Source organism: Sphaerimonospora cavernae, assembly GCF_042435035.1.
GTDB lineage: Bacteria > Actinomycetota > Actinomycetes > Streptosporangiales > Streptosporangiaceae > Sphaerimonospora > Sphaerimonospora cavernae.
Genome location: NZ_JBHMQT010000006.1, coordinates 1 through 23,358 on the forward strand (window position 1 = coordinate 1; position 23,358 = coordinate 23,358).

Annotated in this window: 27 protein-coding genes; 15 read left to right on the plus strand and 12 right to left on the minus strand. The window is 67.9% G+C overall.

Features of this window, described 5'->3' with window-relative positions; translation table 11 throughout:
- Positions 1-102 precede the first annotated feature (102 nt).
- From ACFHYQ_RS04550 to ACFHYQ_RS04570, 5 genes are read left to right on the plus strand one after another with little or no spacing between them, the layout of a single operon-like run.
- The gene (locus ACFHYQ_RS04550) at positions 103-720 is read left to right on the plus strand and encodes a TetR/AcrR family transcriptional regulator (protein ID WP_394299797.1); all 618 of its coding nucleotides are present in this window, start codon (positions 103-105) and stop codon (positions 718-720) included.
- Between the two features lie 54 nt (positions 721-774).
- Entirely contained in the window at positions 775-1,962 is a 1,188-nt protein-coding gene (locus ACFHYQ_RS04555; protein ID WP_394299798.1) for an aromatic ring-hydroxylating oxygenase subunit alpha, read from the plus strand.
- 10 nt (positions 1,963-1,972) lie between these two features.
- The gene (gene kce / locus ACFHYQ_RS04560) at positions 1,973-2,902 is read left to right on the plus strand and encodes a 3,5-dioxohexanoate:acetyl-CoA acetone transferase (RefSeq protein ID WP_394299799.1); all 930 of its coding nucleotides are present in this window, start codon (positions 1,973-1,975) and stop codon (positions 2,900-2,902) included.
- Positions 2,889-3,896 (plus strand): 3-hydroxyacyl-CoA dehydrogenase NAD-binding domain-containing protein, encoded by a 1,008-nt coding sequence (locus ACFHYQ_RS04565; protein WP_394299800.1) that lies wholly within the window; start codon positions 2,889-2,891, stop codon positions 3,894-3,896. Before kce ends, ACFHYQ_RS04565 begins: the two co-directional genes overlap by 14 nt.
- The gene (locus tag ACFHYQ_RS04570; protein WP_394300119.1) at positions 3,884-4,660 is read left to right on the plus strand and encodes a VOC family protein; all 777 of its coding nucleotides are present in this window, start codon (positions 3,884-3,886) and stop codon (positions 4,658-4,660) included. The genes ACFHYQ_RS04565 and ACFHYQ_RS04570 overlap by 13 nt, the downstream gene beginning before the upstream one ends.
- A 91-nt stretch (positions 4,661-4,751) precedes the next feature.
- Here the strand turns inward: ACFHYQ_RS04570 and ACFHYQ_RS04575 are convergent, their stop codons facing one another.
- Together ACFHYQ_RS04575 and ACFHYQ_RS04580 are read right to left on the minus strand one after the other, a co-directional pair.
- Complete coding sequence (locus tag ACFHYQ_RS04575; RefSeq protein WP_394299801.1) at positions 4,752-5,033, minus strand: hypothetical protein; 282 nt, start codon at positions 5,031-5,033, stop codon at positions 4,752-4,754.
- Positions 5,030-5,869, minus strand: coding sequence for an RNA polymerase sigma factor (locus ACFHYQ_RS04580; protein ID WP_394299802.1), 840 nt, complete (start codon positions 5,867-5,869; stop codon positions 5,030-5,032). Before ACFHYQ_RS04580 ends, ACFHYQ_RS04575 begins: the two co-directional genes overlap by 4 nt.
- Before the next feature lie 120 nt (positions 5,870-5,989).
- Here ACFHYQ_RS04580 and ACFHYQ_RS04585 point away from each other — a divergent pair, with 120 nt between their 5' ends.
- Positions 5,990-6,784, plus strand: a complete 795-nt coding sequence (locus tag ACFHYQ_RS04585; protein ID WP_394299803.1) for a hypothetical protein — start codon at positions 5,990-5,992, stop codon at positions 6,782-6,784.
- Between the two features lie 126 nt (positions 6,785-6,910).
- Entirely contained in the window at positions 6,911-7,363 is a 453-nt protein-coding gene (locus ACFHYQ_RS04590; RefSeq protein WP_394299804.1) for a hypothetical protein, read from the plus strand.
- Positions 7,364-7,588: 225 nt separating this feature from the next.
- On the opposite strand, the gene ACFHYQ_RS04595 is transcribed toward ACFHYQ_RS04590, so the two are convergent.
- Positions 7,589-8,290: a helix-turn-helix transcriptional regulator gene (locus tag ACFHYQ_RS04595; protein WP_394299805.1), complete on the minus strand. Its 702-nt coding sequence runs from the start codon at positions 8,288-8,290 to the stop codon at positions 7,589-7,591.
- A 130-nt stretch (positions 8,291-8,420) separates the two neighbouring features.
- On the opposite strand from ACFHYQ_RS04595, the gene ACFHYQ_RS04600 reads away from it, so the two are divergent.
- The 3 genes from ACFHYQ_RS04600 to ACFHYQ_RS04610 are packed head-to-tail and all read left to right on the plus strand — an operon-like array spanning position 8,421 to position 10,525.
- Complete coding sequence (locus tag ACFHYQ_RS04600) at positions 8,421-8,660, plus strand: DUF2231 domain-containing protein (protein ID WP_394299806.1); 240 nt, start codon at positions 8,421-8,423, stop codon at positions 8,658-8,660.
- A gap of 2 nt (positions 8,661-8,662) precedes the next feature.
- Positions 8,663-9,262 carry a GTP cyclohydrolase I FolE gene (gene folE / locus ACFHYQ_RS04605; protein ID WP_394299807.1) on the plus strand — a complete coding sequence of 200 codons (600 nt, stop codon included), beginning with the start codon at positions 8,663-8,665 and terminating at the stop codon, positions 9,260-9,262.
- 39 nt (positions 9,263-9,301) lie between these two features.
- Entirely contained in the window at positions 9,302-10,525 is a 1,224-nt protein-coding gene (locus ACFHYQ_RS04610) for an NAD(P)/FAD-dependent oxidoreductase (protein WP_394299808.1), read from the plus strand.
- On the opposite strand, the gene ACFHYQ_RS04615 is transcribed toward ACFHYQ_RS04610, so the two are convergent.
- Positions 10,507-11,481 carry a helix-turn-helix transcriptional regulator gene (locus tag ACFHYQ_RS04615; protein WP_394299809.1) on the minus strand — a complete coding sequence of 325 codons (975 nt, stop codon included), beginning with the start codon at positions 11,479-11,481 and terminating at the stop codon, positions 10,507-10,509. The two genes, ACFHYQ_RS04610 and ACFHYQ_RS04615, sit on opposite strands and share 19 nt — an antisense overlap.
- A gap of 135 nt (positions 11,482-11,616) precedes the next feature.
- Here ACFHYQ_RS04615 and ACFHYQ_RS04620 point away from each other — a divergent pair, with 135 nt between their 5' ends.
- Positions 11,617-12,012 carry a RidA family protein gene (locus ACFHYQ_RS04620; RefSeq protein ID WP_394300120.1) on the plus strand — a complete coding sequence of 132 codons (396 nt, stop codon included), beginning with the start codon at positions 11,617-11,619 and terminating at the stop codon, positions 12,010-12,012.
- A 67-nt stretch (positions 12,013-12,079) separates the two neighbouring features.
- Here the strand turns inward: ACFHYQ_RS04620 and ACFHYQ_RS04625 are convergent, their stop codons facing one another.
- Genes ACFHYQ_RS04625 through ACFHYQ_RS04635 form a run of 3 tightly spaced genes read right to left on the minus strand, consistent with a single transcriptional unit; the run spans position 12,080 to position 12,787 of the window.
- Entirely contained in the window at positions 12,080-12,256 is a 177-nt protein-coding gene (locus ACFHYQ_RS04625) for a hypothetical protein (RefSeq protein ID WP_394299810.1), read from the minus strand.
- Between the two features lie 13 nt (positions 12,257-12,269).
- Positions 12,270-12,527 carry a Txe/YoeB family addiction module toxin gene (locus ACFHYQ_RS04630; RefSeq protein WP_394299811.1) on the minus strand — a complete coding sequence of 86 codons (258 nt, stop codon included), beginning with the start codon at positions 12,525-12,527 and terminating at the stop codon, positions 12,270-12,272.
- Positions 12,524-12,787, minus strand: a complete 264-nt coding sequence (locus ACFHYQ_RS04635; protein WP_308440851.1) for a type II toxin-antitoxin system Phd/YefM family antitoxin — start codon at positions 12,785-12,787, stop codon at positions 12,524-12,526. Before ACFHYQ_RS04635 ends, ACFHYQ_RS04630 begins: the two co-directional genes overlap by 4 nt.
- Positions 12,788-13,188: 401 nt before the next feature.
- Between ACFHYQ_RS04635 and recQ the strand changes: the two genes are divergently transcribed.
- Both recQ and ACFHYQ_RS04645 read left to right on the plus strand, forming a co-directional pair.
- Positions 13,189-15,072, plus strand: a complete 1,884-nt coding sequence (gene recQ, locus ACFHYQ_RS04640) for a DNA helicase RecQ (RefSeq protein WP_394299812.1) — start codon at positions 13,189-13,191, stop codon at positions 15,070-15,072.
- 352 nt (positions 15,073-15,424) lie between these two features.
- Complete coding sequence (locus tag ACFHYQ_RS04645; protein WP_394299813.1) at positions 15,425-15,556, plus strand: hypothetical protein; 132 nt, start codon at positions 15,425-15,427, stop codon at positions 15,554-15,556.
- A 5-nt stretch (positions 15,557-15,561) separates the two neighbouring features.
- On the opposite strand, the gene ACFHYQ_RS04650 is transcribed toward ACFHYQ_RS04645, so the two are convergent.
- Positions 15,562-16,815, minus strand: coding sequence for a cytochrome P450 family protein (locus ACFHYQ_RS04650; RefSeq protein WP_394299814.1), 1,254 nt, complete (start codon positions 16,813-16,815; stop codon positions 15,562-15,564).
- A gap of 402 nt (positions 16,816-17,217) precedes the next feature.
- On the opposite strand from ACFHYQ_RS04650, the gene ACFHYQ_RS04655 reads away from it, so the two are divergent.
- Positions 17,218-18,582 carry a condensation domain-containing protein gene (locus ACFHYQ_RS04655; protein ID WP_394299815.1) on the plus strand — a complete coding sequence of 455 codons (1,365 nt, stop codon included), beginning with the start codon at positions 17,218-17,220 and terminating at the stop codon, positions 18,580-18,582.
- Positions 18,583-18,709: 127 nt separating this feature from the next.
- Here the strand turns inward: ACFHYQ_RS04655 and ACFHYQ_RS04660 are convergent, their stop codons facing one another.
- The 3 genes from ACFHYQ_RS04660 to ACFHYQ_RS04670 all read right to left on the minus strand — a co-directional run bounded on the left by ACFHYQ_RS04660 (position 18,710) and on the right by ACFHYQ_RS04670 (position 21,395).
- On the minus strand, positions 18,710-19,513 hold the full coding sequence (locus ACFHYQ_RS04660; RefSeq protein ID WP_394299816.1) for an AfsR/SARP family transcriptional regulator: 804 nt from the start codon (positions 19,511-19,513) through the stop codon (positions 18,710-18,712).
- A gap of 191 nt (positions 19,514-19,704) precedes the next feature.
- A complete protein-coding gene (locus ACFHYQ_RS04665; protein WP_394299817.1) occupies positions 19,705-20,358 on the minus strand; it encodes an O-methyltransferase in 654 nt (217 codons plus the stop codon).
- 104 nt (positions 20,359-20,462) lie between these two features.
- Complete coding sequence (locus tag ACFHYQ_RS04670; protein WP_394299818.1) at positions 20,463-21,395, minus strand: NADP-dependent oxidoreductase; 933 nt, start codon at positions 21,393-21,395, stop codon at positions 20,463-20,465.
- Between the two features lie 127 nt (positions 21,396-21,522).
- Here ACFHYQ_RS04670 and ACFHYQ_RS04675 point away from each other — a divergent pair, with 127 nt between their 5' ends.
- Complete coding sequence (locus ACFHYQ_RS04675; RefSeq protein ID WP_394299819.1) at positions 21,523-22,086, plus strand: MarR family winged helix-turn-helix transcriptional regulator; 564 nt, start codon at positions 21,523-21,525, stop codon at positions 22,084-22,086.
- 31 nt (positions 22,087-22,117) lie between these two features.
- On the opposite strand, the gene ACFHYQ_RS04680 is transcribed toward ACFHYQ_RS04675, so the two are convergent.
- A complete protein-coding gene (locus ACFHYQ_RS04680) occupies positions 22,118-23,326 on the minus strand; it encodes a cytochrome P450 (protein WP_394299820.1) in 1,209 nt (402 codons plus the stop codon).
- Positions 23,327-23,358: the final 32 nt, after the last annotated feature.

Genomic DNA, 23,358 nt, shown 5'->3' on the forward strand with positions numbered 1-23,358 from the left:
CGACCGGTCGTCCGCTCTCAGGGTGCTGTCGCCCGCTGACAGTGAAGTGACACCGATCCGTGCGAGACGACGGCCACTCACGCGACCGCTAAGGTGGTGGATGTGAGTCCGAGGCCCGTGCGCACGATGGACGGCGATGAGAAAGTCGACCGGCAGGCGCGGATCCTCGAGGCGGTGCTCCGGCTCCTGTCGCTTCAGGGCATATCCGGGGTCAGCATGCGGGCCGTCGCGCGTGAGGCCGGGGTCTCGTTGGGGCTGGTGAACTACCACTACGAGGACAAGACGAGCCTGATCCGTGCGGCCCTGCACCGCATCGAGGAGCAGGACATCGCGTTGGTCGAGCCGGATCTCACGCTGGAACCGGAAGAGCGGCTGCGTGCCGCGCTGAGGCGGGTGGCCGACCCGGAGTTCCTGACGACGGAGTACCTGTCCCTGCGACTTCAGCTCTGGGCGCTCGCCCAGGCCCATGAGGACTTCGAGCGCATCAACACGGCGGCTCAGAAACGCTACCGAGCCGGGCTTGCCGCCCTCATCCGTGCGGTCCGTCCCGAGTTGTCACCCGACGAGTGCGGTAAGCGGGCCGCCGACATCGACGTCATCCAGAACGGCTTGTGGCTCACGGCCCTGCTGGGGCTCGACCGCGCCTCGATCAGCAGGACCGTCATCCGCTGCGAGGAGATCGCACTAGCCGATTGGCCGGTTGCGCGACGGCGAACCTGAACGAACGTCCAGGAATATATTGAACGAACGTTCAGGCCCTCGTATGCTCCCATCATGGCACCAGTCACGATTGACGACGTACGCCGCGTCGGCACCGGGTACCACGAGGCCCCAGAACGATCGATGTCGCTGCGGTCGGAGGCGTACACGGACCCACCATGGTTCGAAGCCGACGTCCGGGCGATCTTCGCCCGCACCTGGCAGTGGATCTGCCACGTGGAGAAGCTCGAGTCACCCGGCAGCTACGTGTCGGCCACCGTGGCCGGCATGCCGATCGCGATCGTGCGCGATCGTGACGGAGCGCTGCGCGCCTTCTACAACGTCTGCAAGCACCGCGCCCATGAGCTGCTCACGGGCTCCGGCACCACGCGCAACATCGTCTGCCCCTACCACGCGTGGACCTACAGCCTGGACGGTCAGCTGAAGGCGGCTCGTCGCGCCGACAAGATGGAGACCTTCGACAAGGGCGAGATCTGTCTCGACCGGGTGCGGGTCGAGGAGTTCGGGGGATTCGTCTACGTGAACCTGGACCCGGGCGCCGCCCCCCTGGGCGAGCAGGCCGGGGACCTGGCGGCCGACATCGCCAGGTGGGCCCCCGACGTGGCCGGGCTGACCCACGCGAAGCGACTGACCTACGACATCGCCTCCAACTGGAAGAACGTCATCGACAACTTCCTGGAGTGCTACCACTGTCACATCGCCCACAAGGAGTTCGTCGACCTCGTCGACATGGACACCTACGAGGTGAAGACCCACGGCATCTGGTCGAGCCACTTCGCCGAGGCCGGCAAGCAGGAGAACACCGCGTACGACATCTCGGGTGCGTCGGTCACGCAGCACGCGGTGTGGTGGCTGTGGCCCAACACCTGTCTACTGCGCTACCCCGGTCGCGGCAACTTCATGGTCCTGCAGGTCATTCCGGCCGGTCCCGACCGGACCCTGGAGACCTGGGACTTCTACTTCGAGACGGCCGAGCTCACGGACGCGGAGGTGGAGGCGGCGCGGTACATCGACGAGGTGCTGCAGCAGCAGGACATCTCCATCGTGGAGAGCGTCCAGCGCGGCATGAGCACCCCGGCCTTCGACCAGGGCCGCATCGTCTACGACCCGTCCGGCTCAGGGCTGTCCGAGCACGGCGTGCATCACTTCCACGGTCTTGTTCTCGATGCCTACCGCTCGTGGGTGGAAGGGGCCGCCGCCGAGCGCGATCACGGGGATGCCGTCCCCACGCTCACCGCCTAGAGGAACGGTCATGTCGAGGCCCGTCATCATCACCTGCGCACCCACCGGCGGCATTCACACGCCGACGATGTCACCGCACCTGCCGGTGACTCCGGACGAGATCGCCGCCGCGTCCATCGAGGCCGCCGAAGCGGGGGCGGCGATCATTCACCTCCACGCCCGCGATCCCGAGACCGGCCGGCCCGACCCGCGGCCCGAGCTGTTCCTGGACTTCATGCCGAAAATCAAGGAGGCCTGCGACGCCGTCCTGAACGTCTCGACCGGCGGAGGCCTCGGCATGACCCGCGAGGAACGGCTTCGGGCCGCCGTCGTGACCTCCCCGGAAATGGCATCGCTGAACGTCGGCTCGCTGAACTTCGGGATCTTCCCGATGCTGCGGAAGTACTCGCACTGGAAGCACGACTGGGAGCCGGCCTTCCTGGAGATGACCCGCGACTTCGTCTTCAAGAACACCTTCGCCGACCTGGAGTACGTCGTGAAGGAGCTCGGCCACGGCCACGGGACCAGGTTCGAGTTCGAGTGCTACGACCTCGGCCACCTCTACAACCTTGCCTGGCTCATCGACCAGGGCTGGATCGAGCCGCCCTTCTTCGTGCAGATGGTCTTCGGAGTGCTCGGCGGCGTCGGTGCGGACCTCGACAACCTCCAGCACATGCACACGGTGGCGGACCGGCTGTTCGGGGACGGCTACGAATGGTCGGTGCTCGCCGCCGGACGCCACCAGATGCCGTTCGCGACGCAGGCCGCCATGCTCGGCGGCAACCTGCGGGTGGGCATGGAGGACAGTCTGTTCATCGGGCCCGGCGAGCTCACGACGTCGAACGCCGACCAGGTACGGAAGATCCGCGGCGTTGTGGAGGCGCTCGGGCATGAGGTCGCCACCCCGGCGCAGGCCCGGGAGCGGCTCGGTCTGAAGGGAGCCGACCATGTCACCTTCTGAGCTGTCACCTTCTGAGCTGTCACCCTCTGAACGCGCCTCGTCGCCCGTCGAGGTCGCCCGCGTCGCCTCGCTCGGCGGCGGAGTGATCGGCCAGAGCTGGACCGCCCTGTTCCTGGCCGCCGGAAAGTCGGTCACGCTGTTCGACCCCGACCCGGCCGCGGAGGGGCGGGTCCGCCGCGCGGTGGAGACAGCGTGGCCGGCCCTGATCGAGCTCGGTCTGACGACCCGGGCCGAGCCGGAAGGCGAGCTGCTCGTATGCGCCGACGCGCATACGGCGGTGGCGGGCGCCCAGTTCGTCCAGGAGAGCGTGCCCGAGCGGATCGAGCTCAAGCACCGGCTGTACGCCGAGATCGAACCCGCCCTCGCCGAGAACGCCATCGTGGCGTCGTCGGCATCCGGCCTGACCCTCACCGAGCTGCAGGCCGGTTGGGACCGTCCGGACCGGCTCGTTCTCGGTCACCCGTTCAACCCGCCGCATCTGATCCCCCTCGTCGAGGTCATGGGCAACGAGCGGACCGGCGACGGCGTGGTCGACCGGGCCCGGGACTTCTACGAGTCCGTCGGCAAGGTGACGATCGAGGTCAAGCGGGAAGTCCCGGGCCACGTCGCCAACCGGCTGCAGGCCGCCCTGTGGCGAGAGGTCATCCACCTCGTCAACGAGGGCGTGGCATCCGTGGACGACATCGACACCGCCATCTCCTCCGGGCCGGGCCTGCGCTGGGCCGCCTGGGGGCCGACGACGCTGTTCCACCTCGGCGCCGGCGAGGGAGGAATCGCCGCCTTCTGCGAGCGGTACGCCGACAGCTTCAACCGCTGGTGGGACGACCTGGGGCACCCACATCTGGACGAGGCCACCGCGGCCCGGCTGGCCGACGGACTGGCGGCCACCAGGTCCGGTGACCTCGATGCCCTGGCCGCGCAGCGCGACGCCATGATCGTGTCGGCCATCCTGGCGGCCGGCCGCGTGAAAGGAGCCATGCCATCGCAGGCGTAGCCCTCGACCACACGTCGTTCGCCGTCCATGACGCGATGAGCTGGGCACGGCGGCTACGGCGCGAGCTGGGCGCGACCCCGATCTTCGGTGAGCGGCTCGCGCAGTTCGGGTACCTGCTGCTCCACGTCGGCACCGCCGACGACGGTGCGAGATTGGAGCTGCTGGAGCCAAGAGGCGAGGGATTTCTCACCCGCTTCCTGGACGCCCGCGGTGAGGGTCCGCATCACATCACCTTCGTCGTACCGGACCTGCGCGCGATCGTGGCGCACGCCCGCGCACTCGGCCTGACCGTCGTCGGGGAGGACTACGACCACCCGCCGTGGCGCGAGGCGTTCATCGCGCCCGACGCCAAGCACGGTGTCGTCATCCAGCTCGCCCAGTCCGACCGGAGCTACCCGCCCGTCGACCGGCTGTTGTCGACTCGTACCCGTGGCATCGAAAACCTTCCCAGCTCCCGGGGAGCCACCGAGCCGCTGTGGTGGACCCCGCTGTGGGAGACCGCACCGGGAGCGGTCGCACGGTTGGGGACCACGCACCTGGCGTCGACGGACCTCGAGTTCTCCCGGCTCGTCTTCGGGGACCTGCTCGGGGCTCGAATGACCGAAGACGTCTCGGCGCTGGACCTGTCGTGGCCCGGCGGATCCGTCCGGGTTCACGCCGCGGACCGTCCGGGTGTGACCGGAATGAGCCTGCGCGGCGGTCCCGCCGGTGGCATCGAGATCGGTCCCGTCCGGCTGGGCACGGAGGTGCTCCACTCAGGGTGATCGGCAGTACCGCCCTGGCGACCGGGGGAGCGAAGCCCGGTGCGAACCCCGCCGGCGACATTGCCGGGTTGTCAGGGGAACTCTCGATGACTCACCGAATCCGCATCGAGGCGTCCAGGCGCGCGATGGCGCCGGCCGGGGACAGGCCGTGCTCCTCGGCCACCAGAGCAGCCAGCGACCGCGCTTCCTCGCAGCAGACCGCGCACGCCGACAGGTGAACTCGGAGCTCCTCGCTCATAGACCCAGTTGAATCGACCACCTTGTCGATGGCGGCATCGATCTGTTCGAAGCAGTCGTCGCAGGACAGCCAGGGTTCGGTGGCTGCGATCAGGCGTTCGACGGCCTCCGGGCTCAGCGGTTCACGTTTCGTCATCGGTTCACCTCCTTCGTGGTTTGTGCCGGCAGGAAGCCCTGGGCGGACAGGTGGGCCCGCAGTCGTTTCCGGGCGTCGTGCAACGTCTTGTACAGCGCGCTGCGGTTGGTCCCGAGCCGCTCTGCCAGCACGTCGATCGGTACTTCGTCGACCAGCAACGCGACGGCGATACGTCGCTGATGCGGTGTCAACACCTGACCGAGTCCGTCTCGTACGGCCTCGGCCAGGTCGCGTCCCTCCGCGTACGCTTCAGGGGAGGTCGCGGTGGCCTCCCGCGGCTCCGCCACCTCGTGCAGCTCGATCTCCCGCCCGTTCCAGGCGGCACGTCTCACCTCGACACCCGCGTGGAGGATCCCGAACTTGTACGCCCAGGTCGTGAACCGGCTGCGGCCCTCGAACGTGCTCAGCCGCGTCAGGACCGACAACGTCGCCTCGTCTGCCGCCGAGTGCACGATCTCCTCCCGGAGGGCCGCGCCGAGTCCGGCCGCATCCGGCATGCGGCTGACCTGATGCCGGGCCGCGCGCAGCATCAACCCGTGCAGACGTGCCACCGCGTTCTCGCGCACCGGCCCGGTCATGGACAGTTGGGTGACCCACTCCTCTCCGGGGGGCGGGTCTTCGGTCCGCGGATCCCCCGGATCGCGGTAGTGGATCATCAATCGGTCCGCCTCACTCACGTCCACCCCTTGGCCGGTCCTTCCGGGTCGTTTCGATCCACGGCAGCAGGCGTCGTACCCGGCGGCGATGAGCTGCTCGCGGCGCCATCGCAGCACCCGGCCCCGAGGCTGAGGTCGCGCTGACACCGGGATGCCGCGCAGGTCGTCAACACCGCCCATGTGTGATTAGTGCGTTTCGACCAGCCGTGTCTTACCGGGGGCCGAACAAATTCTTCCGCGCCGACAAGAAGTCGGCGAGAAGCCGGTAAGACGCCGCCGCCGGCCGCCCACTAAGTGTGCATGACCACCCCCCGGGCCGTGCGCGAGCCGGCCACGGCGCGCCTGCCGTTCAGCGACGCGGGCCCTGCAGAAAGGACCACCATGGCCATCCGGCACACGGCGAGGAACCGCGTTTCGGCGGTTTCCCTGATCACGGCGCTGGCGCTGTCCGGTACCGTGCTCGCGGCCTGCGGCCACGACAACGCGGTCGCGGCAGCGAGCACCAACGACTACGCGAGCACCGGTAACCAGGCGAGCACCGGTCACCATGCCGGTGACCAGGCTGCGCGGGCGGCCCTCTACGCGACGATGCGGACGCTGTGGCACCAGCACATGGAATGGACCTACGCCACGGTGGTCGCATTCGCCGCCGACTCACCCTCGCTCAAGCCCACCATCGACCGCCTCCTGCACAACCAGGCCGACATCGGCAACGCGGTCGCGCCCTTCTACGGCGACAAGGCCGCCAAGAGCCTCACCAAGCTGCTCACCACCCACATCGAGCAAGCGGTTCCCGTCCTCACCGCCGCCAAGTCCGGCGACAAGGCCGCCCTGAACAAGGCTGTCAAGGACTGGTACGCCAACGCCCGAGACATCGCGGACTTCCTCGCCACGGCCAACCCGGCCTGGGGACGGCAGGAGATGCGTTCGATGATGAAGATGCACATCACGCAGACCATCGGCTACGCCGGTGACGTCCTCAACGGTAGGTTCGCCGCGGCCATCACCAAGTACGACAAGGCCGAAAAGCACATGGCGGAGATGGCCGACATGCTCAGCCAGGGCCTCATCACCCAGTTCCCCGGCAAGTTCTGAACCCGCGCCCCAACGGTGAAGGCGCACCACGCTCGGGAGTCGCGCGATATGGGCCGCGATCCCGGGCGTGGGCCGGCGCACGGCGCCGATATTGCCTCAGGACGACACGAAGGAGAGAACGGTCCCTTGACCACCACCACGCATCAGAAGAAGAGCCAGCGCACCCCCACGCTGGCCGAACCCGGCTTCCAGGCATTCTGGGCGCTGCGTCTGGGCTTCGCGGTACTGCCCATCCTGTTCGGGCTCGACAAGTTCGCGAAGATCCTCACCGGCGACTGGACCCGTTACCTCGCGAACGGGATCAACGACCTCGTCCCCGGTGACGCCGAGATGGCGATGCACCTCGTCGGGGTCACCGAGATCGTCGCCGGTCTCGCCGTGCTGGTCCTGCCGCGGCTCGGGGCGCCCCTGGTCGCCGCATGGCTCGGAGGCATCATCATCGACCTGCTCATGGTGGGCGGATACGGCGATGTCGCCCTGCGCGACTTCGGCCTCATGGCCGCCGCACTGGTCCTGACCCGTCTCGCCTGGGCCTACCCCAACGGCCTGCCCAGACAAGCCCTCGGACGTGGTGTTTGACAGCTACCGGATTCGTCCGCCGTCCTGGCCGCCGGCACCACCTTCCTGCTCCGCGGCCAGGACCTCGAGATCGCCACACCCTGTCCACGGCTCTGCTCGAACCGGACAGCCGTACGCCACCAGGTCTTTCATCGCCGCCTGCCGCCCTTCCCGTTCCCGGAGGCCATCAGGCGGGTGATCCCCCTCCCGCAGTAGGGCGCGGAAAATGAGAGCGAGAGGTCGCTTCTAGCCTTCTCGGGAGGAGCGCAGTTCGACGCAGCACTGTCCAGAACGGGGGGCCAGGACTGCCCGCACCACGCCGTCGGCTTCCAGACCGGCGAGCATGCCGGAGAGGAAGGCGTGGTTGATGCCGCAGACCAGCTCGGGGGCCCGCGCGGCGAGCGGATGGAACGGGCAGTTGCTCAGCCGGACGCAGGTGGGGGATTCACGGGTGGGTTCGAAGCCGTGCCGTGCCAGCACGCCTTCCAACAGGGTGAGGGCCCGTTCGGCGCCGAGCCGGCCTGGTCTGGCCTGTGCGCGTTCGGCGGCGCCGAGTTCTTCGCCGCGCCGGCCTGCCACTTTGATCGCGGCCTGGCGGGCGTTGTCGCTGCCGCCTTCTCCCAGTACGGCGTCGGTGAGGATGCCGGCCAGCACCTCGTGGCGGCGTTCGGGGATGGTGACGCGGATGTCGGTCTCGGCCGGTTCGTAGACCTTGGGGGTGCGTCCGACCTTGCGGATGCCGCCCACCGCCTCGTATCGGGCTCGCAGCAGACCGGCGTCGACCAGTTTGTCCAGGTGGAAGGCGGCCAGCTTGCGGGAGATCCCGACCGCGGCGGCGGCCTCGTCCCGGGTCACCGGCCGGCGAGCCCTGCGGATGTGCATGTACATGCCCCGTCGCAACACGTCATCGAGCGCGGCGACGGCACTGATCGCGGGGTCAATCTCCACACCGCCAGGATAACGCCCGTGATTGTCTCCGTAAACCGGTGTCCATTCGGCCTAGCAGCAGGGTCTTGACTCGCGCGACGAATAAGACCTATATCTGTTGGTGTAATTACTGTGGACGTGGAGGTGGGCGATGACCGGCGGACTACACCAGGCGAAACATCCCGTGAGCGCCGTGCTCGCTGGGCCGTACGGGCATCCGTTCCAGCCCTTCGTGGTCACGGTGCCCGTCGGGGCATGGGCGGCGAGCCCGGTCTTCGATATCGCCTCCCGTTTCGTGTCCGGCCCGGGCTTCCTGGCCAGGGGCTCGTCGCGGCTGATCGCCATCGGCGTGCCCGGCGCGTCGGCGGCAGCGATGGTGAACGGCGGCTGATTATGCATTCCAATACCGCCCTGCGGGTCATCGGCGAGCACGGCGGCGAGGTGGATCTGGTTGCCGCCGAGTGGGCCGCCGGCGAGTTCCTGCGCGCTCTGGGGGTCGCCACGGATTCGGAGAGCCTGCGAAGGACTCCTGAGCGGATGGCCCGGGCGTATGCCGAGTTGTTCACCCCACGCCCGTTCGATCTGACCACCTTCCCCAACGACGAGGGCTACGACGAACTCGTGCTGGCCCGTCAGATCCCGGTCCGTTCGGTCTGCGAGCACCACCTGCTGCCCTTCGTCGGGGTGGCCCACGTCGGCTACCTACCCGGCGACCGCATCCTCGGGCTGTCCAAGCTCGCCCGCATCGTCGAGCATTTCGCCCGCCGGCCGCAGGTGCAGGAACGGCTGACCAAACAGGTGGCCGACTGGCTCATCGACCAGTTGCACCCCAAGGGTGTCGGCGTCGTGATCGAGGCCGAGCACACCTGCATGACCCTGCGCGGGGTTCAGGCGATCGGCTCGAACACCGTCACCTCGACGCTGCTGGGCACCCTGCGTGATGACGCCCGTTCCCGTCAGGAGTTCTTCGCCCTCACCGGCGTCCACTCCTAGAGCACGCCCAGACCACGCCTGAACAAGGAGATCACCGCCGTGGCAAAGCAGAAATTCGTGATCATCGGCGCTGGCCTGGCCGGCGCCAAAGCCGTCGAAGCCCTCCGCGAGCAGGGCTTCGACGGGCGGATCATACTGATCGGCGACGAACCCCACCGCCCCTATGAACGGCCCGCACTCTCCAAGGATTACCTGACCGGCAAAGCCGACCGGGACAGTCTCTTCGTCCATCCGGAAAGCTGGTACGCCGACCACGAGGTCGAGCTGCTGCTCGACGTCGCCGCGACCGGCATCGCCCGCAGCAGTCACCGCGTCGACCTGTCCGACGGCGATGCGCTGGGCTACGACAAGTTGCTGCTGGCCACCGGAGCCAGTCCCCGGACGCTGCCGATCCCCGGCGCCGACGCGGCGAGTGTGCGCTACCTGCGCCGGATGGAGGACTCCGAGTCGCTGAAAGACGTTCTGGGCAGTGCGTCCCGCCTGGTGGTGATCGGAGCCGGCTGGATCGGGTTGGAGGTGACCGCCGCCGCTCGGCAGGCCGGTGTCGCCGTCACGGTCCTGGAGGCAGCGCCACTGCCCCTGCTGCGCGTCCTGGGACCCGAGGTCGCCGCGGTCTTCACCACCCTGCACCGCGACCACGGCGTCGACCTCCGATTCGGGGCAGCCGCCCGCGAGATCACCTCCTCCGGAGTGCGGTTGGGCGACGGCAGCGAGATCACCGCTGACGCCGTCCTCGTCGGCATCGGCGCCGTGCCCAACGTACGGCTCGCCCAACAGGCCGGGCTGAACGTGGACAACGGCATCGTGGTGAACGCGGGCCTGCACACCGGCGATCCGGACATCGTCGCCGCAGGGGACGTCGCCAACGCCTTCCACCCACTGCTGCGCGAACACATACGAGTAGAGCACTGGGCCAACGCCCGCAAACAACCCGCCATCGCCGCCGCCACCATGCTCGGCAGGCCCGCATACTACGAGGAACTGCCCTACTTCTACACCGATCAGTACGACCTCGGCATGGAGTACGTCGGCTTCGTCAAGCCAGGCGACTACGATCAGGTCGTCTTCCGAGGTGACGTCGCCACACGTGAGTTCATCGCCTTCTGGCTCAAGGACGATCGTGTCCTGGCCGGCATGAACGTCAACGTCTGGGGTGTCGGCGAGCCGATCAAGGAGCTGATCCGCGCACGCACACCCGTCGATCCGCGGGCACTGGCCGACCCCGACCAACCGCTGGACCTCTTTCAGGATGAGACTTCGTAGCGGGTGGCGATCGCGGCGGCGCGGTCGCGCAGGGAGGTACGCAACGACCGCGGGGCCAGGGCTTCCGCGTACGTGCTGAGCTGCCACAGTGCCCATTCGGCGTGTCGTGAATCTTGGAAGGCCACCTCCAGCCGCAGCCAGCCGTCTGCGTCGGGCTCCTCGGCGTGGACGGCCAGCGCGGTGCTCAGCAGGTCCTCCCGCCGCGCCGGGTTCACCCGTACCAGCACGGTGACCTGGTCACCCCCGGTCCGAAACCGCGTGCTGCGTTCCTGCCAGGCCCGGCCCAGATCGACCCGGTCTGGTCGCTGTGCGGGTTCGGCGAGTTCCTTGGCGGCCAAGACTCGGGACAGCCGGTAGGTGCGATCCGCGCCGGACCTCGTGGCCAGCAAGTAACCCCGGTCGCGTATGGTGACCAGGCCGATCGGGTCCACCGTGCGCCACTCCGGGGTCTGATCCACAGCCGCGTAGTGGATCTGCAGCCTGTGTCCGGCGAACACCGCGCGCAGGACCTCGGCCGCTATGGCGTCAGGCACCTCCTCAGAGACCAACCGGCGCGAGAGGAGGTCGGTCTCCGGGTCGATGAGCAATCGCTCGGTCGCGCCGGCCACGGTGTTCCGATAGCTCTCGGGTAGCGCGTCAACCACCTTGAGCATCGCCGAAGCGAGCGCTGAGCCGAGGCCGAATGCCTGCGCGCCGCGCCGTGATCCGGCGACCAGTAGGGCAAGGGCCTCGTCATGGTTCAGCCCGGTGAGTTCGGTCCGGAAACCGGGCAACAACGTGAAACCGCCGTTTCGGCCGCGTTCGGCGTAGACCGGGACGCCGGCTGCGGACAGCGCCTCGATGTCGCGCAGCACGGTGCGGGTGGACACCTCCAGCTCGCGGGCCAGCGCGGCCGCGGACAGCCGACCGTGCTGCCGCAGCAGCAGCACCAGCGAGACCAACCGGTCGGCGCGCATACGAAAACTCTATCGAAATACACGACACAGGATGTCGTGATTTGTTGGGAGGCTCATTAACGAGACCAAAAGGTGGCGGCTACCGAGCCGAACGACGTATGTAATGTCGGCGAATCGAATGGAGCAAATGTGGCAATCGAGCGAACGCCGGTCAACCCGTGGCCGTGGTCGGTGGAGATGGGGTACAACCAGGGTGAGATCGTCTCCGGGCACACCCGGACCCTGTACATCTCCGGGCAGACCGCGATGAGCGGTGACGGCAAGCCCCAACATATCGATGACATGGCGGCGCAGTTGGCGCTGAGCCTCGACAACCTGGAGACCGTGCTCGGCGAGGCCGGCATGTCCCTCGCGAACCTCGTCCGGCTCAACGTCTACACCACCGACGTCGATCTGCTCTTCCAACACTACGGCGTGCTGGCGTCCCGATTGGGCGCTGCCAGGGTGGCGCCGACCACCACGATGCTCGGAGTGACACGGCTGGCGATCCCCGACCTGATGGTCGAACTCGAGGGAACCGCCGTCGCGTGATGCGACATCACCGCCTCCGGTAGAGCTGCCGGAGGCGGCACGAGTAGCCAGGGGAGCTGCCGATTACTTACCGAATCCGCAACGCGGCGTCCAGTCGCGCGATGGCCTCGGCCGGGGAAAGGCCGTGCTCCTCGGCCACCAGAGCAGCCGGCGACCGCGCTTCCTCGCAGCAGACCGCGCACCCCGACAGGTGAACTCGGAGCTCCTCGCTCATCGGCGCCGTCGAACCGAGACGATGTTGCACCTCGTCGATCCTTTCATTCGTAGTGGGTGCGGCAGGCGACGATCTGGACGATGTCGGCTTCGATGGCGTAGACGATGCGGTGTTCGGTGGTGATGCGGCGTGACCAGAAACCCGACAGGTTCTGCCGGAGGGGTTCGGGTTTGCCGATGCCTTCATAACCGCTGCGGCAGATGTCTTCGATCAGTCGGTTCAGCCGTTTGAGGGTTACGCGGTCGTTCTGCAGCCACCAGAGGTAGTCATCCCAGGCCTCCGGCGTGAAGAGGATCTTCACTCGGTTTCCTGGTCGTCGTCTTCGATGAGTTCACGAGGCTGGGCCTGGCCGCCGCGCAGGCTTTGGATGGACGCGGCGAGGTGACGGGCGTTGGCGGGAATGCCGAGGAGGAATGCCGTCTCCTTCAGGGACTCGTACTCGCGCAGACTGATCACGACGGCGGGCTCGCGGTTGGGCCGGGTCACCACGATCTCGTCGAGATCTTCGGTGACGCGGTCCAGGGCCGCTGCCAGGTTCGAGCGGAACTCGCTCGCGGACATCGGGTGCATCGTATCCTCCCTATCCCTGGAGTGTACGTAATCACGTACATCAACTGCAAGGCTGTCGTGTGGGTACGCCGAAAGATCTCCACCCTGATTCTTGGACGCCCTCTCCTCATGTCCGCCAAGGAGATGCCCCAGTCGTGATCCATTAGGAATCATTCGTCTAGACGCCAACCGGTCGCGATCGGTGCGGAGGCGGCGACCGCTGGGCGATGCGACGGGGGCGGACGATGAGACAGAGCAGACGGTGCTGCCCCGAGCCGCGGCGTTCGTTGTCCACAGGGTCCCACAGGTCGGCCACCGGGGCCGGTGAAGCTTTCTAGGATGGCGCGGTGTCTGAGAACGGTCGCGGGGGGAGTCCCGAGGTGCGCGCTGGAACCGGCTCTGCGGAGAGACCTGTGCCGGGCCCGGATGGGCCGGAGCCGGAGGCGATCGCGGCGGCGGCGCAGGATCCGGATGAGGCGCGGCACGTGCTGCGCCGCGTCTTCGGCTACGAGTCCTTCCGGCTCGGCCAGCAGGAGATCATCGACCATGTCGTGGCCGGTGGCGACGCGCTGGTGCTGATGCCCACCGGCGGCGGTAAATCGCTGTGCTACCAGATCCCGGCCCTCGTGCGTAAGGGCACCGGAGTGGTGATCTCCCCGCTCATCGCGCTGATGCAGGACCAGGTGGACGCGCTGCGCGCGCTCGGCGTGCGGGCCTGGTTCCTCAACTCGACGCAGGACATGGAGGAGCAGCGGCTGGTCGAGGCCGCGTTCGTCGCCGGCGAGTTGGACCTGCTCTACCTGGCGCCGGAGCGGCTGCGCACCGAGGCCACCGCGCGACTGCTGGACCGCGGCTCGATCTCCGTTTTCGCCATCGACGAGGCGCACTGCGTGGCCCAGTGGGGGCACGACTTCCGGCCCGACTACCTTGCGCTGTCCGCGCTGCACGAGCGTTGGCCGGACGTGCCGCGGATCGCGCTGACCGCGACCGCTACCCCGGCCACCCACGCCGAGATCGCCGAGCGATTGAACCTCGGGCGGGCCAGGCACTTCGTGGCCGGCTTCGACCGGCCCAACATCCAGTATCGGATCGTGCCGAAGAACGAGCCCAGGCGGCAGCTGCTCGGCCTGCTGAGTGGAGAGCACGCCGGCGACGCGGGCATCGTCTACTGCCTGTCCCGGGCCTCGGTGGAGAAGACCGCCGAGTTCCTCAGTGCGAACGGCTTTACCGCGTTGCCTTACCACGCCGGGCTGGACCCGGCCACCCGGGCCGACAACCAGGCCCGTTTCCTGCGCGAGGACGGCGTGGTCATGGTCGCCACCATCGCGTTCGGCATGGGCATCGACAAGCCGGACGTGCGTTTCGTGGTCCACCTCGACCTGCCCAAGTCGATCGAGGGCTACTACCAGGAGACCGGCCGGGCCGGGCGGGACGGCCTGCCATCCACCGCATGGCTGGCCTACGGCCTGCCCGACGTCGTCCAGCATCGCAAGCTGATCGACATTTCCGAGGGGGACGACGTGCACCGGCGGCGGTCAGCCGCCCACCTCGATGCCATGCTCTCGCTCTGCGAGACGGTCGAGTGCCGTCGGGTGCGGTTACTCGCCTACTTCGGGCAGAGCGGCAAACCCTGCGGCAACTGCGACACCTGCCTGTCCCCGCCGTCAACCTGGGACGGCACGGTCGCCGCGCAGAAGCTGCTGTCGGCGGTGTACCGGCTGCAGCACGAGCGGCGGCAGAAGTTCGGCGCCGGCCAGCTCGTGGACATCCTGCTCGGCCGGAGCACCCCCAAGGTCGTGCAGCACCGGCACGACTCGCTGACCGTGTTCGGCATCGGCGCCGAGCTGACCGAGCGGGAGTGGCGCGGTGTGGTGCGTCAGTTGCTCGCCCAGGGGCTGTTGGCGGTCGAGGGTGACTACGGCACGCTGGTGCTCACCGAGGCGAGTGCCGAGGTGCTGGGACGGCGGCGGCAGGTCATGCTGCGCCGCGACCCGGCCCGCCCGGCGGGTTCCCCCGCGGCGAAGGCCGCCGCCAAAACGAAGTCCTCATCCAGTCAGGTCGTGGAGCTCCCCAAGGAGGCCATCCCGGTCTTCGAACGGCTGCGCGGTTGGCGCGCGGCCTCGGCCAGGGAGCAGGGCGTGCCCGCCTACGTCGTCTTCCACGATGCGACGCTGCGCGAGATCGCGGTCAGGGCTCCGGCGACGCTGGAGGAACTGGGCACGGTGAGCGGGGTGGGAGAGAGCAAGCTCGCCAAATACGGCCAGCAGGTCCTGGATACCCTGGCCGCCCAGGAGTGACCTCGCCACTTCCGGGGGCGCCCAGATGTTCGGCGGCTGCGGTCATAGCGGGTGATCACTGTTGATCCTGAAGGATGTCGACACTCCGTTCTTGGATGTGAGCTGCGGTGATGTCCCGGCTTCCACAGCGGCGCAGTGGTCGGGACCGGGCACGCTCGCGCTGAAGCGGGACAGTTTCGCAACACCGGGCGAACGACATTCCGATCATTCACTCGCTCGGCTCCCCGGCGACTCGAACCCCCATGGAGGACTATGCAGTGCACCCATAGCTTAACCGGTCGATAAATGCGAAACGCCCGGAAAAAACTGCCCGAACGTCGGCTTAATTCTGCATATCCATGCGATCCTATGAATGATCTCGGTGTCCGAGGCCGACGAGGTGTTCGACCAGCGTCCGGACGACGGCAAAGCCTGCCCAGGGCACGATGGCGGGCACCTGCCGCGAAAGATGGCGCTGCCGGATCTGGCCTCGACGGTCACGTGAACGGGTCAGCCCCGTGACGGGCCGAGGTACACCGGCAGGCTGGTCACCGAATTGGAGAAGATTGACGGGACCGCGGTCAACTCGGCGGAGTCGACGGCGAGCCTGAGGTCGGGGAAGCGGGAGAACAGCGCGGGCAGGGCGACCGCCGCCTCGAGCCGGGCCAGGGCGGTCCCGATGCACATGTGCGGTCCACCGCCGAACGCCAGGTGCTTCTGGTTGGTCCGGGTGATGTCGAACCGGTCGGCGTCCGGGCCGTACTTGGCCGGGTCGCGGTTGACTCCGCTCCAGGGCGCGAGGATGGCGTCGCCCTTGGGAATGGTGACGCCGCCCACCGTGATGTGCTCGGTCGGGAACCTGGCCGGGAAGTTACCGACCGGGGCGTCCCAGCGCAGGGTCTCCTCGATGGCCTTGGACCACGTCTCGGCGTCGCCATCGCGGACGAGGGCCAGCTGGTCCGGGTGGGTGAGCAGGGCCCGCGTCGCGTTGACGATCAGGCTGATCGAGGTCTCGTGGCCCGCGCCGATGAGCATCCACAGGGTGTCTTCGAGCTCGTCGTCGGTGAGGGCGCCGTCCTCGTCGTTGACGGCGATCATCGCGCTGGTCAGGTCGTCGGCCGGCTCGGCGCGCCGCATGGCGAAGAGCCGCTGCCACAGTTCGTGCCGCTCCTGTTGGGTGGTGAGGTACTCCTCGGCGGTCGTGTCGGCGCGGATGACGGTGTCGATGAGTTCGCGGAACCGGGGCCACCACGCCTTGGGCACGCCGATGAGCTCGCAGATCACCTGCATGGGGAACGGGTAGGCGTAGTGCTTGCGCACGTCGACGACGCCGTTTGGTCCGACGTGGTTGGACAGGTCGTCCAGCATGGTGTTCACGATCTCTTCGGCCCGCGGCCGCAGACGCTCGATCCGGGCGCGGGTGAAGGTGCGGGTCAGCGGTTTGCGCAGCCGCCGGTGCTCCGCGCCGTCGCGGGCCATCGCGTTGTTGAGCCGGATCATGCTGAGTAGCGGCCAGTCCTCGGGGACCTCGCCGCGCCGCAGGGCGTCCCACTGGCGCCAGTCCCGGCCCACTCTCGGGTCGTTGGCGAGGTCGGCGAGCAGTGCGTACTCGGTGACCACCCACATCTGGACGCCACCGGGAAGCACGGCGCGGATGACCGGGCCGAGTTCGCGCATCCGTACCGCCTCGCCGTGGCGGTCGGCGCCCGAGGGGTCGATGTGGATGAGAGGGGGAGGGGTCTGGACGACTACCGATTCGGTCATAGCGGCATGCCTCCTGAATGCTGTGATGTCGGAGCGCGGGAATCGAGCGCACCTCGCTGAAACGACCGGGTTCGCTCACGGGACTGCCCTTGCCTCATTTCGAAATCGATGCCACCAGCGAAGGTCCCCACGTGGTCGGCTCCCGGCCGCCTGCCATCGATTCGCTCATAGCGGGGAGAGCCCGACGGTCATTCGAAATGCCATCACAGCACGCTTGAGAACCAGTTAAATGTCTCTAAAGCCCCAGTGTACCCCTGGACGATCTAAATCGCATGAAACGGTTGACAGTCGTTGCATACTTGCTAGTGTGGCATGCGATTAGCGGCTCTCGATTTCTTGCACTTCTCTCACTATTCGCCGCCGATGCCACCGTGCATCGCGCCATGATTGGGGCTAATTGGCATGAATGCCTCAGCCGTCAAGAAGTCGGGCACCGTCGATGGGCACGCCGGCCCGTTCAGGGCGTTGAGCCCGGCGGAACGCTGGTACTGGATCATCGACCAACTCTCCACACTCAACGTCTGCGCCCGCGTCCGCGTCGAGGGCGAACTATCCACTGAGGCGCTGACCGAGGCACTGCGCGCGCTGCAAGCCCGGCAACCGCTGCTGCGCTCGGCCATCACAGACGAGTTACCCGGCGGACCATGGTTCGTGCCGACGAACAACTCGATCCCTCTGCGCGAGGTGAGCCTGACCCACTCCGAGGAGTCGCGGTGGGAACGCGAGGTGGACGAGCACGAGTTCGCCGAATCGGTCGACTGGCGGTCCGGCCCCCTGGCCCGCGCCGTCCTCATCAGGCAGCCGGGGCAGGTCCACGACATGGTCCTCAGCGTGCCGCACTGTATCGCCGACGGGACGACCGCCCTCGCGTTGCTGCGGCAATGGGTGCGGCTCGCCGCCGAGCCGCGGACGTCCGACCCGGATGTCGCGGATGGACCTGTCCCGGTCGCGGTGGAAGACCTTTTCCCGGCGCGCTACCGCGACATGTCGGGTGTGCTGCCCGACAAGGACCCTGCGGCCGACGACGAGCCCGACACGGCGCAGGACGCGGTGGTGGGCCGCGTCGTGCCCGATCGCTTCGTGCCGTTCCAGCTCCGCCGGACTCGGCTGCTGCACCGGTCGATCGACAGCGACATGCTGGAGAGGCTCACGATGGCGTGCAAGCGGGAAGGCGTCACGCTGCACGGCGTGCTGGCCGCGGCGATGGCCTCTGCCGTGGCGCGCGACGCCGGAGCCAAGCCGCGTGCGCACTTCGCGGTCGGCTCCCCCGTCACCTTCCGGGATGAGCTCGACCGGCCGGTCTCCGAGGACGAGGTCGGGTGCTTCGTCTCGGCGGTGCACTCGGTGGTCGCCTACCAGCGCGACGACCTGTGGTCGATGGCCCGGTTCGTCAACAAGGACATCAGCGCGCGCAAGCGCCGCGGCGAGCAGTACTCGGTGTTCAGCCTTCTCGCTAGCCAGGGGCCGACCAGCGTCGCCGACAGCGAGCCTCTCATCCGATACATGGAGGAGCACGGCTCGTTCAACTTCTTCGTGTCCAACATCGGCCGATTCGACTTTCCCGGCGTCCTGGGCGGGTGGCGGTTGTCGGGGGCGCAGTTCGTGGGCGGCATCTCGGTCGTCGGTTACTTCGCCTCGTCGGTCAGCACCAGCTACGGCCAGTTGAACTGGAACTTCACGCACATCGACGAGGCGGTGCCCCGGGAGCGCGCCGAGCGCCTCGTCGATGACTGCGTCAAGACCGTGCTCACGGCGGCGGGCCTGTAGTACCGCGACACACCCGTGTGTCCTGAGTGGGCGGTGTGGTGCGAGCGAGGCCGGGGTGGGCGGGTGCCCTCGAGAGCACCCGCCCACCCCGGCCTCGGTCACCCGCCGTACGAGTGCCGTCGCGGTGTCAGAACGAGCTGGCCAGCGCGGGAATCTCCGGAAGGTCCGCCGTCGGCCGTCGCGGCAGCGGAACAACCTCCGCCCCGTCCAAGGCGGGATCCAGAGTCAGCACCGCCTGGTGGAGCTCTTTCAGTCTGGACGACGGCTCAAGCCCGAACTCGGTGAGCATGTTGTGGCGCAACCGGTGGAATGCCTCCAACGCGCGGATGCGGTAGCCCGACCGGTACAACGCGATCATGTACTGGGCGTGGAGATTCTCTTGGAAGCGGTTGCGCAGGGTCTGCACCGCGAGTTCGCTGAGGATCTCGCGGTGCAGACCCAGCCGCAGGTCCAGTTCGATGCGGTAGTCCAGCATCGTCATCCGGGACTGTTCGAGCGCGGCGACTTCGGCCCGGATTCTGGTGCCCGGTTCGACGTCGGCCACCGCAGGGCCGCGCCAGAGGTCCAGGGCCTGGCGGAAGTGCTGGGCGGCCAAGCGGTAGTCGCCGGCCCCCATGGCCGTGCACCCGTCCCGTCGGAGCCGGTTGTAGACCTTCAGGTCGAACTGCCCGGGTTCGACGACGAAGCGGTACCCGTTGCGCACTGTCTGCAGTATGTTCTCAGAAACCTCGGCCAGGGTGAGTCCCGTCGACTGGGTCAGCATCTTCCGCAGGTGGAAAACGTAGATCTGCAACGCCGCGCGCGCGCTTTTCGGTGGGCCGTCCTTCCATAACTCATAGATCAGCGCCGAGACGGGCACCACCCGCACGCGGTTGAGCAGCAGGAGGGCGAGCACGGTGCACAGCTTCTGCGCCGTGGGCGTTATCTCCACATTCCCATGGTGGATCGACAGTGGACCGAGGACTCTGATGTCCATCATGGCGAGCTCGTTTCAGGACGGCCGGAGGATGGTCGTGTGGCCAGGCGGACACGCGTACGCCCGACCAGCGGTCCGTTCCCGCAGTCGGAACACACAGCCTGCACACCGGTTATCCTGGAACGAGTCCTCAGTGTTGTCATACATCAGCTGAGCTTGAGGCACACCTGGACGCCCTGGTGGACCGGGAGTCGCAGGGACAGAAAGCCGTTGGCCGGATCGTTGACGTACTCGAGGAAGTCCCGGGTGAAGTCCCGGCCGATATGCAGGTCGATGTCGTCGACGATCACCAGGGCGCCGGGCCGTAGCCGCGGTTGCACGATCTTGATGACCGGCAGCCGCAGGTCCAGCCATCCGTCCAGGAGGAGCAGGTCGACCGGCGCGGGCAGGTCCTTCAGCGTTTCCCGTGCGTCGCCGAGTCGCAGCTCAATGATGTCGGAGAGGCCTGCCGCGGCGAAGTTCTCCTGTGCGCTGCGCGCCTTGTCCGCCTGCAACTCGGTCGTGATCACTTGGCCGCCGTCGTTGTCACGCACGGCGGAGGCCAGGTAGAGCGTCGAGATCCCGAACGAGGTGCCGAACTCCACCACGGTTCGCGCCTTGGCGGCTCGGGCGAGCAGGTACAGCAGCTGCCCACCCTCCCTGGACACCGACATGATGATGTCCTTCGTGCGCTCCGCCAGGTCGGCCGCGCTCACATCCACGGGGTACTCGCCCCCCATGTCCACGCCTGCGTCCGCGAAGGCGGCCACCAGGTCCTGCTGGTCCTCAGCGGCCAGCAGCTGGTTCAGGGTCGAGACCACTGGGTCCGAATGTAACGTCGAAAGCACGGGCAAACACTCCTCGATTTCGTCGCTACCCACCGGCCCGGCGCGGTCGTGCCTAGCCGGGCCGGTGGGTCCGCAGGTCATGGAATCAGGACGGTCTTGCCGGGCAGCTGCCCGGCGGCGGCCTCCTCGTGGATGGCGCGCAGGTCGACCAGCGGCCTGCGCTGGGCCAGGTAGATGGCCAGTTCCCCGGCGTCGACGCGGTTGACCAGCTCGGCGAGCTGCTCGGCGTCGCTGCGGCCGAAGACCTGGCAGATCCGTATGTCGCGAAGGGAGCTTTCTGGGCCCGGGGGGATGGTGTTGGCGAAGGCGCCGCCGTCGACGACCAGGTCCAGCAGCCGGGTGAGGTCCTCCGGGCTCGGCGGTACCAGGTTCAGCACCACGTCGAACCGCTGCCCTGTCACGGCCTCGTAGAGCGGAGTCTCGGTGTAGTCGATGATCCGGTCCACGCCGTAGGACTGGATGCGGTCGCGGCTGCGGGCGCTGGCGGTCGCGGTCACGACCGCGCCCGCCCGCACCGCGAGTTGCACCGCGTACGCGCCCACCGCGCCGCCCGCGCCGTTGATCAGGATGGTCTGGTCTGGCTTCAGGCCGACCTGCTCGAACAGCGCCTGCCAGGCGGTCAGGCCGACGGAGGGCAGCGCCGCGGCGTCGGCCAGGTCGCCCGTGCGGGGCGCGGCTGCCAAGGCCTCGGCGGGCGCGACGACGTACTCGGCGGCCGCGCCGCGCCCGGCGATCGGCAGGAACGCTAGGACCGTGTCCCCGGCGGTCCAGCCGGTCACGCCCTCGCCCACCTCTGCCACGGTGCCCGCCACGTCGTAGCACGGGATATGCGGCATCACCAGCGGGAACACCTCAGGGAAGTAGCCCGCGCGGATCGATGCGTCGACCGGGTTGAACGCGGCGCCCGCCACCTTCACCAGGACCTGGCCCGCACCCGGCTCCGGACGGTCTGCGTCCTCGTAGACGAGGACGTCGGTAACGCCGTAGGAGTGGTACTGCACTGCCTTCATGGTCATCCTTCCCTCGCGTGCTTCGAAGTCGAAGCACTAATCTAGCCTACTTTGACTTCGAAGCAACCCCTGCGAGCGGGAGACGGGCGACACAGTGGTTCTGATTCGAAACATGTAGACTTGTGGGATGGTCGGCATCCCTTCCGGCGCCGACGCGGACAACGGCCCGGCGCTCGATCCCCAGCAGTTGGGGGTCTACTTCGCGCTCATGGAAGCCGTCAGCCTGCTCCAGCACCAGGTCGAGGTGCAGCTGCGCGCTGAGGGCGACCTCAGCTACGTGCAGTTCCAACTCCTGGCCCGCCTCGCGTCGGTCGGCGGTCACCTGACCATGACGCAGCTCGCCGACGGCGTCGTCTACAGCCGCAGCGGCCTGACGTACCAGGCGGGCCTGTTGGAGAAGGCCGGTCTGATCACCCGGTGCCCCAGCCCCGACGATGAGCGCTCCACGCTGGTGGCCGTCACTGAGGAGGGCTTGGCCCTGGTCGGCCGCGTCCTCCCCGGCCACGTCGAGGTGACCCGCCGCCTGCTGTTCGAGCCCTTGTCGGACGACGACCTGCACCACCTCGGTGACATCATGACCCGGTTGCGCGACCACATGCGGGCACAGCCGCCGCGCTCGGCCGTGCCGCGCAAACGCCGTCCGAGCCGACCGTCGGCGGCCCAGTCCGCGCCGCAGGACCAGGATCGCTGACCCCGGTTCCGGGCGTTGCGTCCGGGCCATTTCAGCGTGCACGGGCAACGAAGCGCAGCGGAAGCTCGTTCGGGCCGTGGATACCGGTCGGCGGCCGCCAACTGACCGGGCCCGCGATGGTCGGTGGGTTCAACCGCTCGGCGAGAGAGGAGAGCGCCTCGGCGAGTTCTACACGGGCGAGCGCGGCGCCCAGGCAGTAGTGGGGACCCGCGCCGAACAGGAGGGGGGCCGCCGGGCTGGTACGCGTGATGTCGAACGTGTCGCCGTGCGCGAAGACGCGCGGGTCGCGCTGCGCGGTTTGCACGCACATTGTAAGGAAGGTGCCCTTCGTGACCTGCAGGCCCCCGTACTCGAAGTCCTCGGTCGCGCACCGGTAGATGATCGGCGTCGACGGAACCCAGCGGATGAGCTCCTCGACGGCCTTGTGCGCCAGCTCGGAGCGTTCTGCCAGCAGGTTCCACTGCTCTGGGTGCTGGGAGAAGACGACCATGGCGCTGGACAGCTGGTGGCAGGTGGTGTCGTGGGCGGCGAACACCAGCGTAACGAGGAGGTTGCGCAACTCGTCCTCGGTGACCTGGCCTTCGGCCCGCTGCACGGTGATCAGCGTGGAGATGAGGTCGTCGCCGGGGTTCTTCGCCTTCTCCTCCATGAGTGAGGCTACGTAGCCGTTCAGGCCCACGATGGCCTTCTCCACGCGCGCGACGATGTCGCCGCCGTGGACAATGCTGAAGACGAGGCCGATGTCGTTGGTCCACAGGCGGAACGTGTCGTAGTCCTCGTTCGGCACGCCGAGCAGTTTGCACATGACAGCCAGCGGCAGCGGGTCCGCGAAGCTCTCGACGAACTCGGACACGTCGGCCGACGCGATCTCCTCGGCCATGCGGACGGCCTGCGCCCGCACGAACGGCCGTAATTCGTTGATCATGCGCGGGGTGAAGGCCTTGGTCACCAGGGTCCGCAGCCGCCGGTGGTCGTCGCCGTCGCGATTGTTGATCATGGGCACGAACCAGTCGAAGATCGGCCCCTGGGTGACGCCGCTCTGTTCCATGTAGCCCCGGCCGTTGTGGTCCAGCCTCCGGTCCCGCAGGAGCTCCTGGGCCTCGGCGTAGCGCAGCACGAGGAGTCCGAGCGGGCTGTCGGCGTACCAACTCCGGGCTTGGGCGTTCATCACCTCGGGCGAGCCGAAGTCGAACTCGGGGTCGATGACGTTGAGGAACGGGACATCCGTAGACGTGGGCACGCGGTTCTCCGTCGAAACCATGGTTGTCGTCT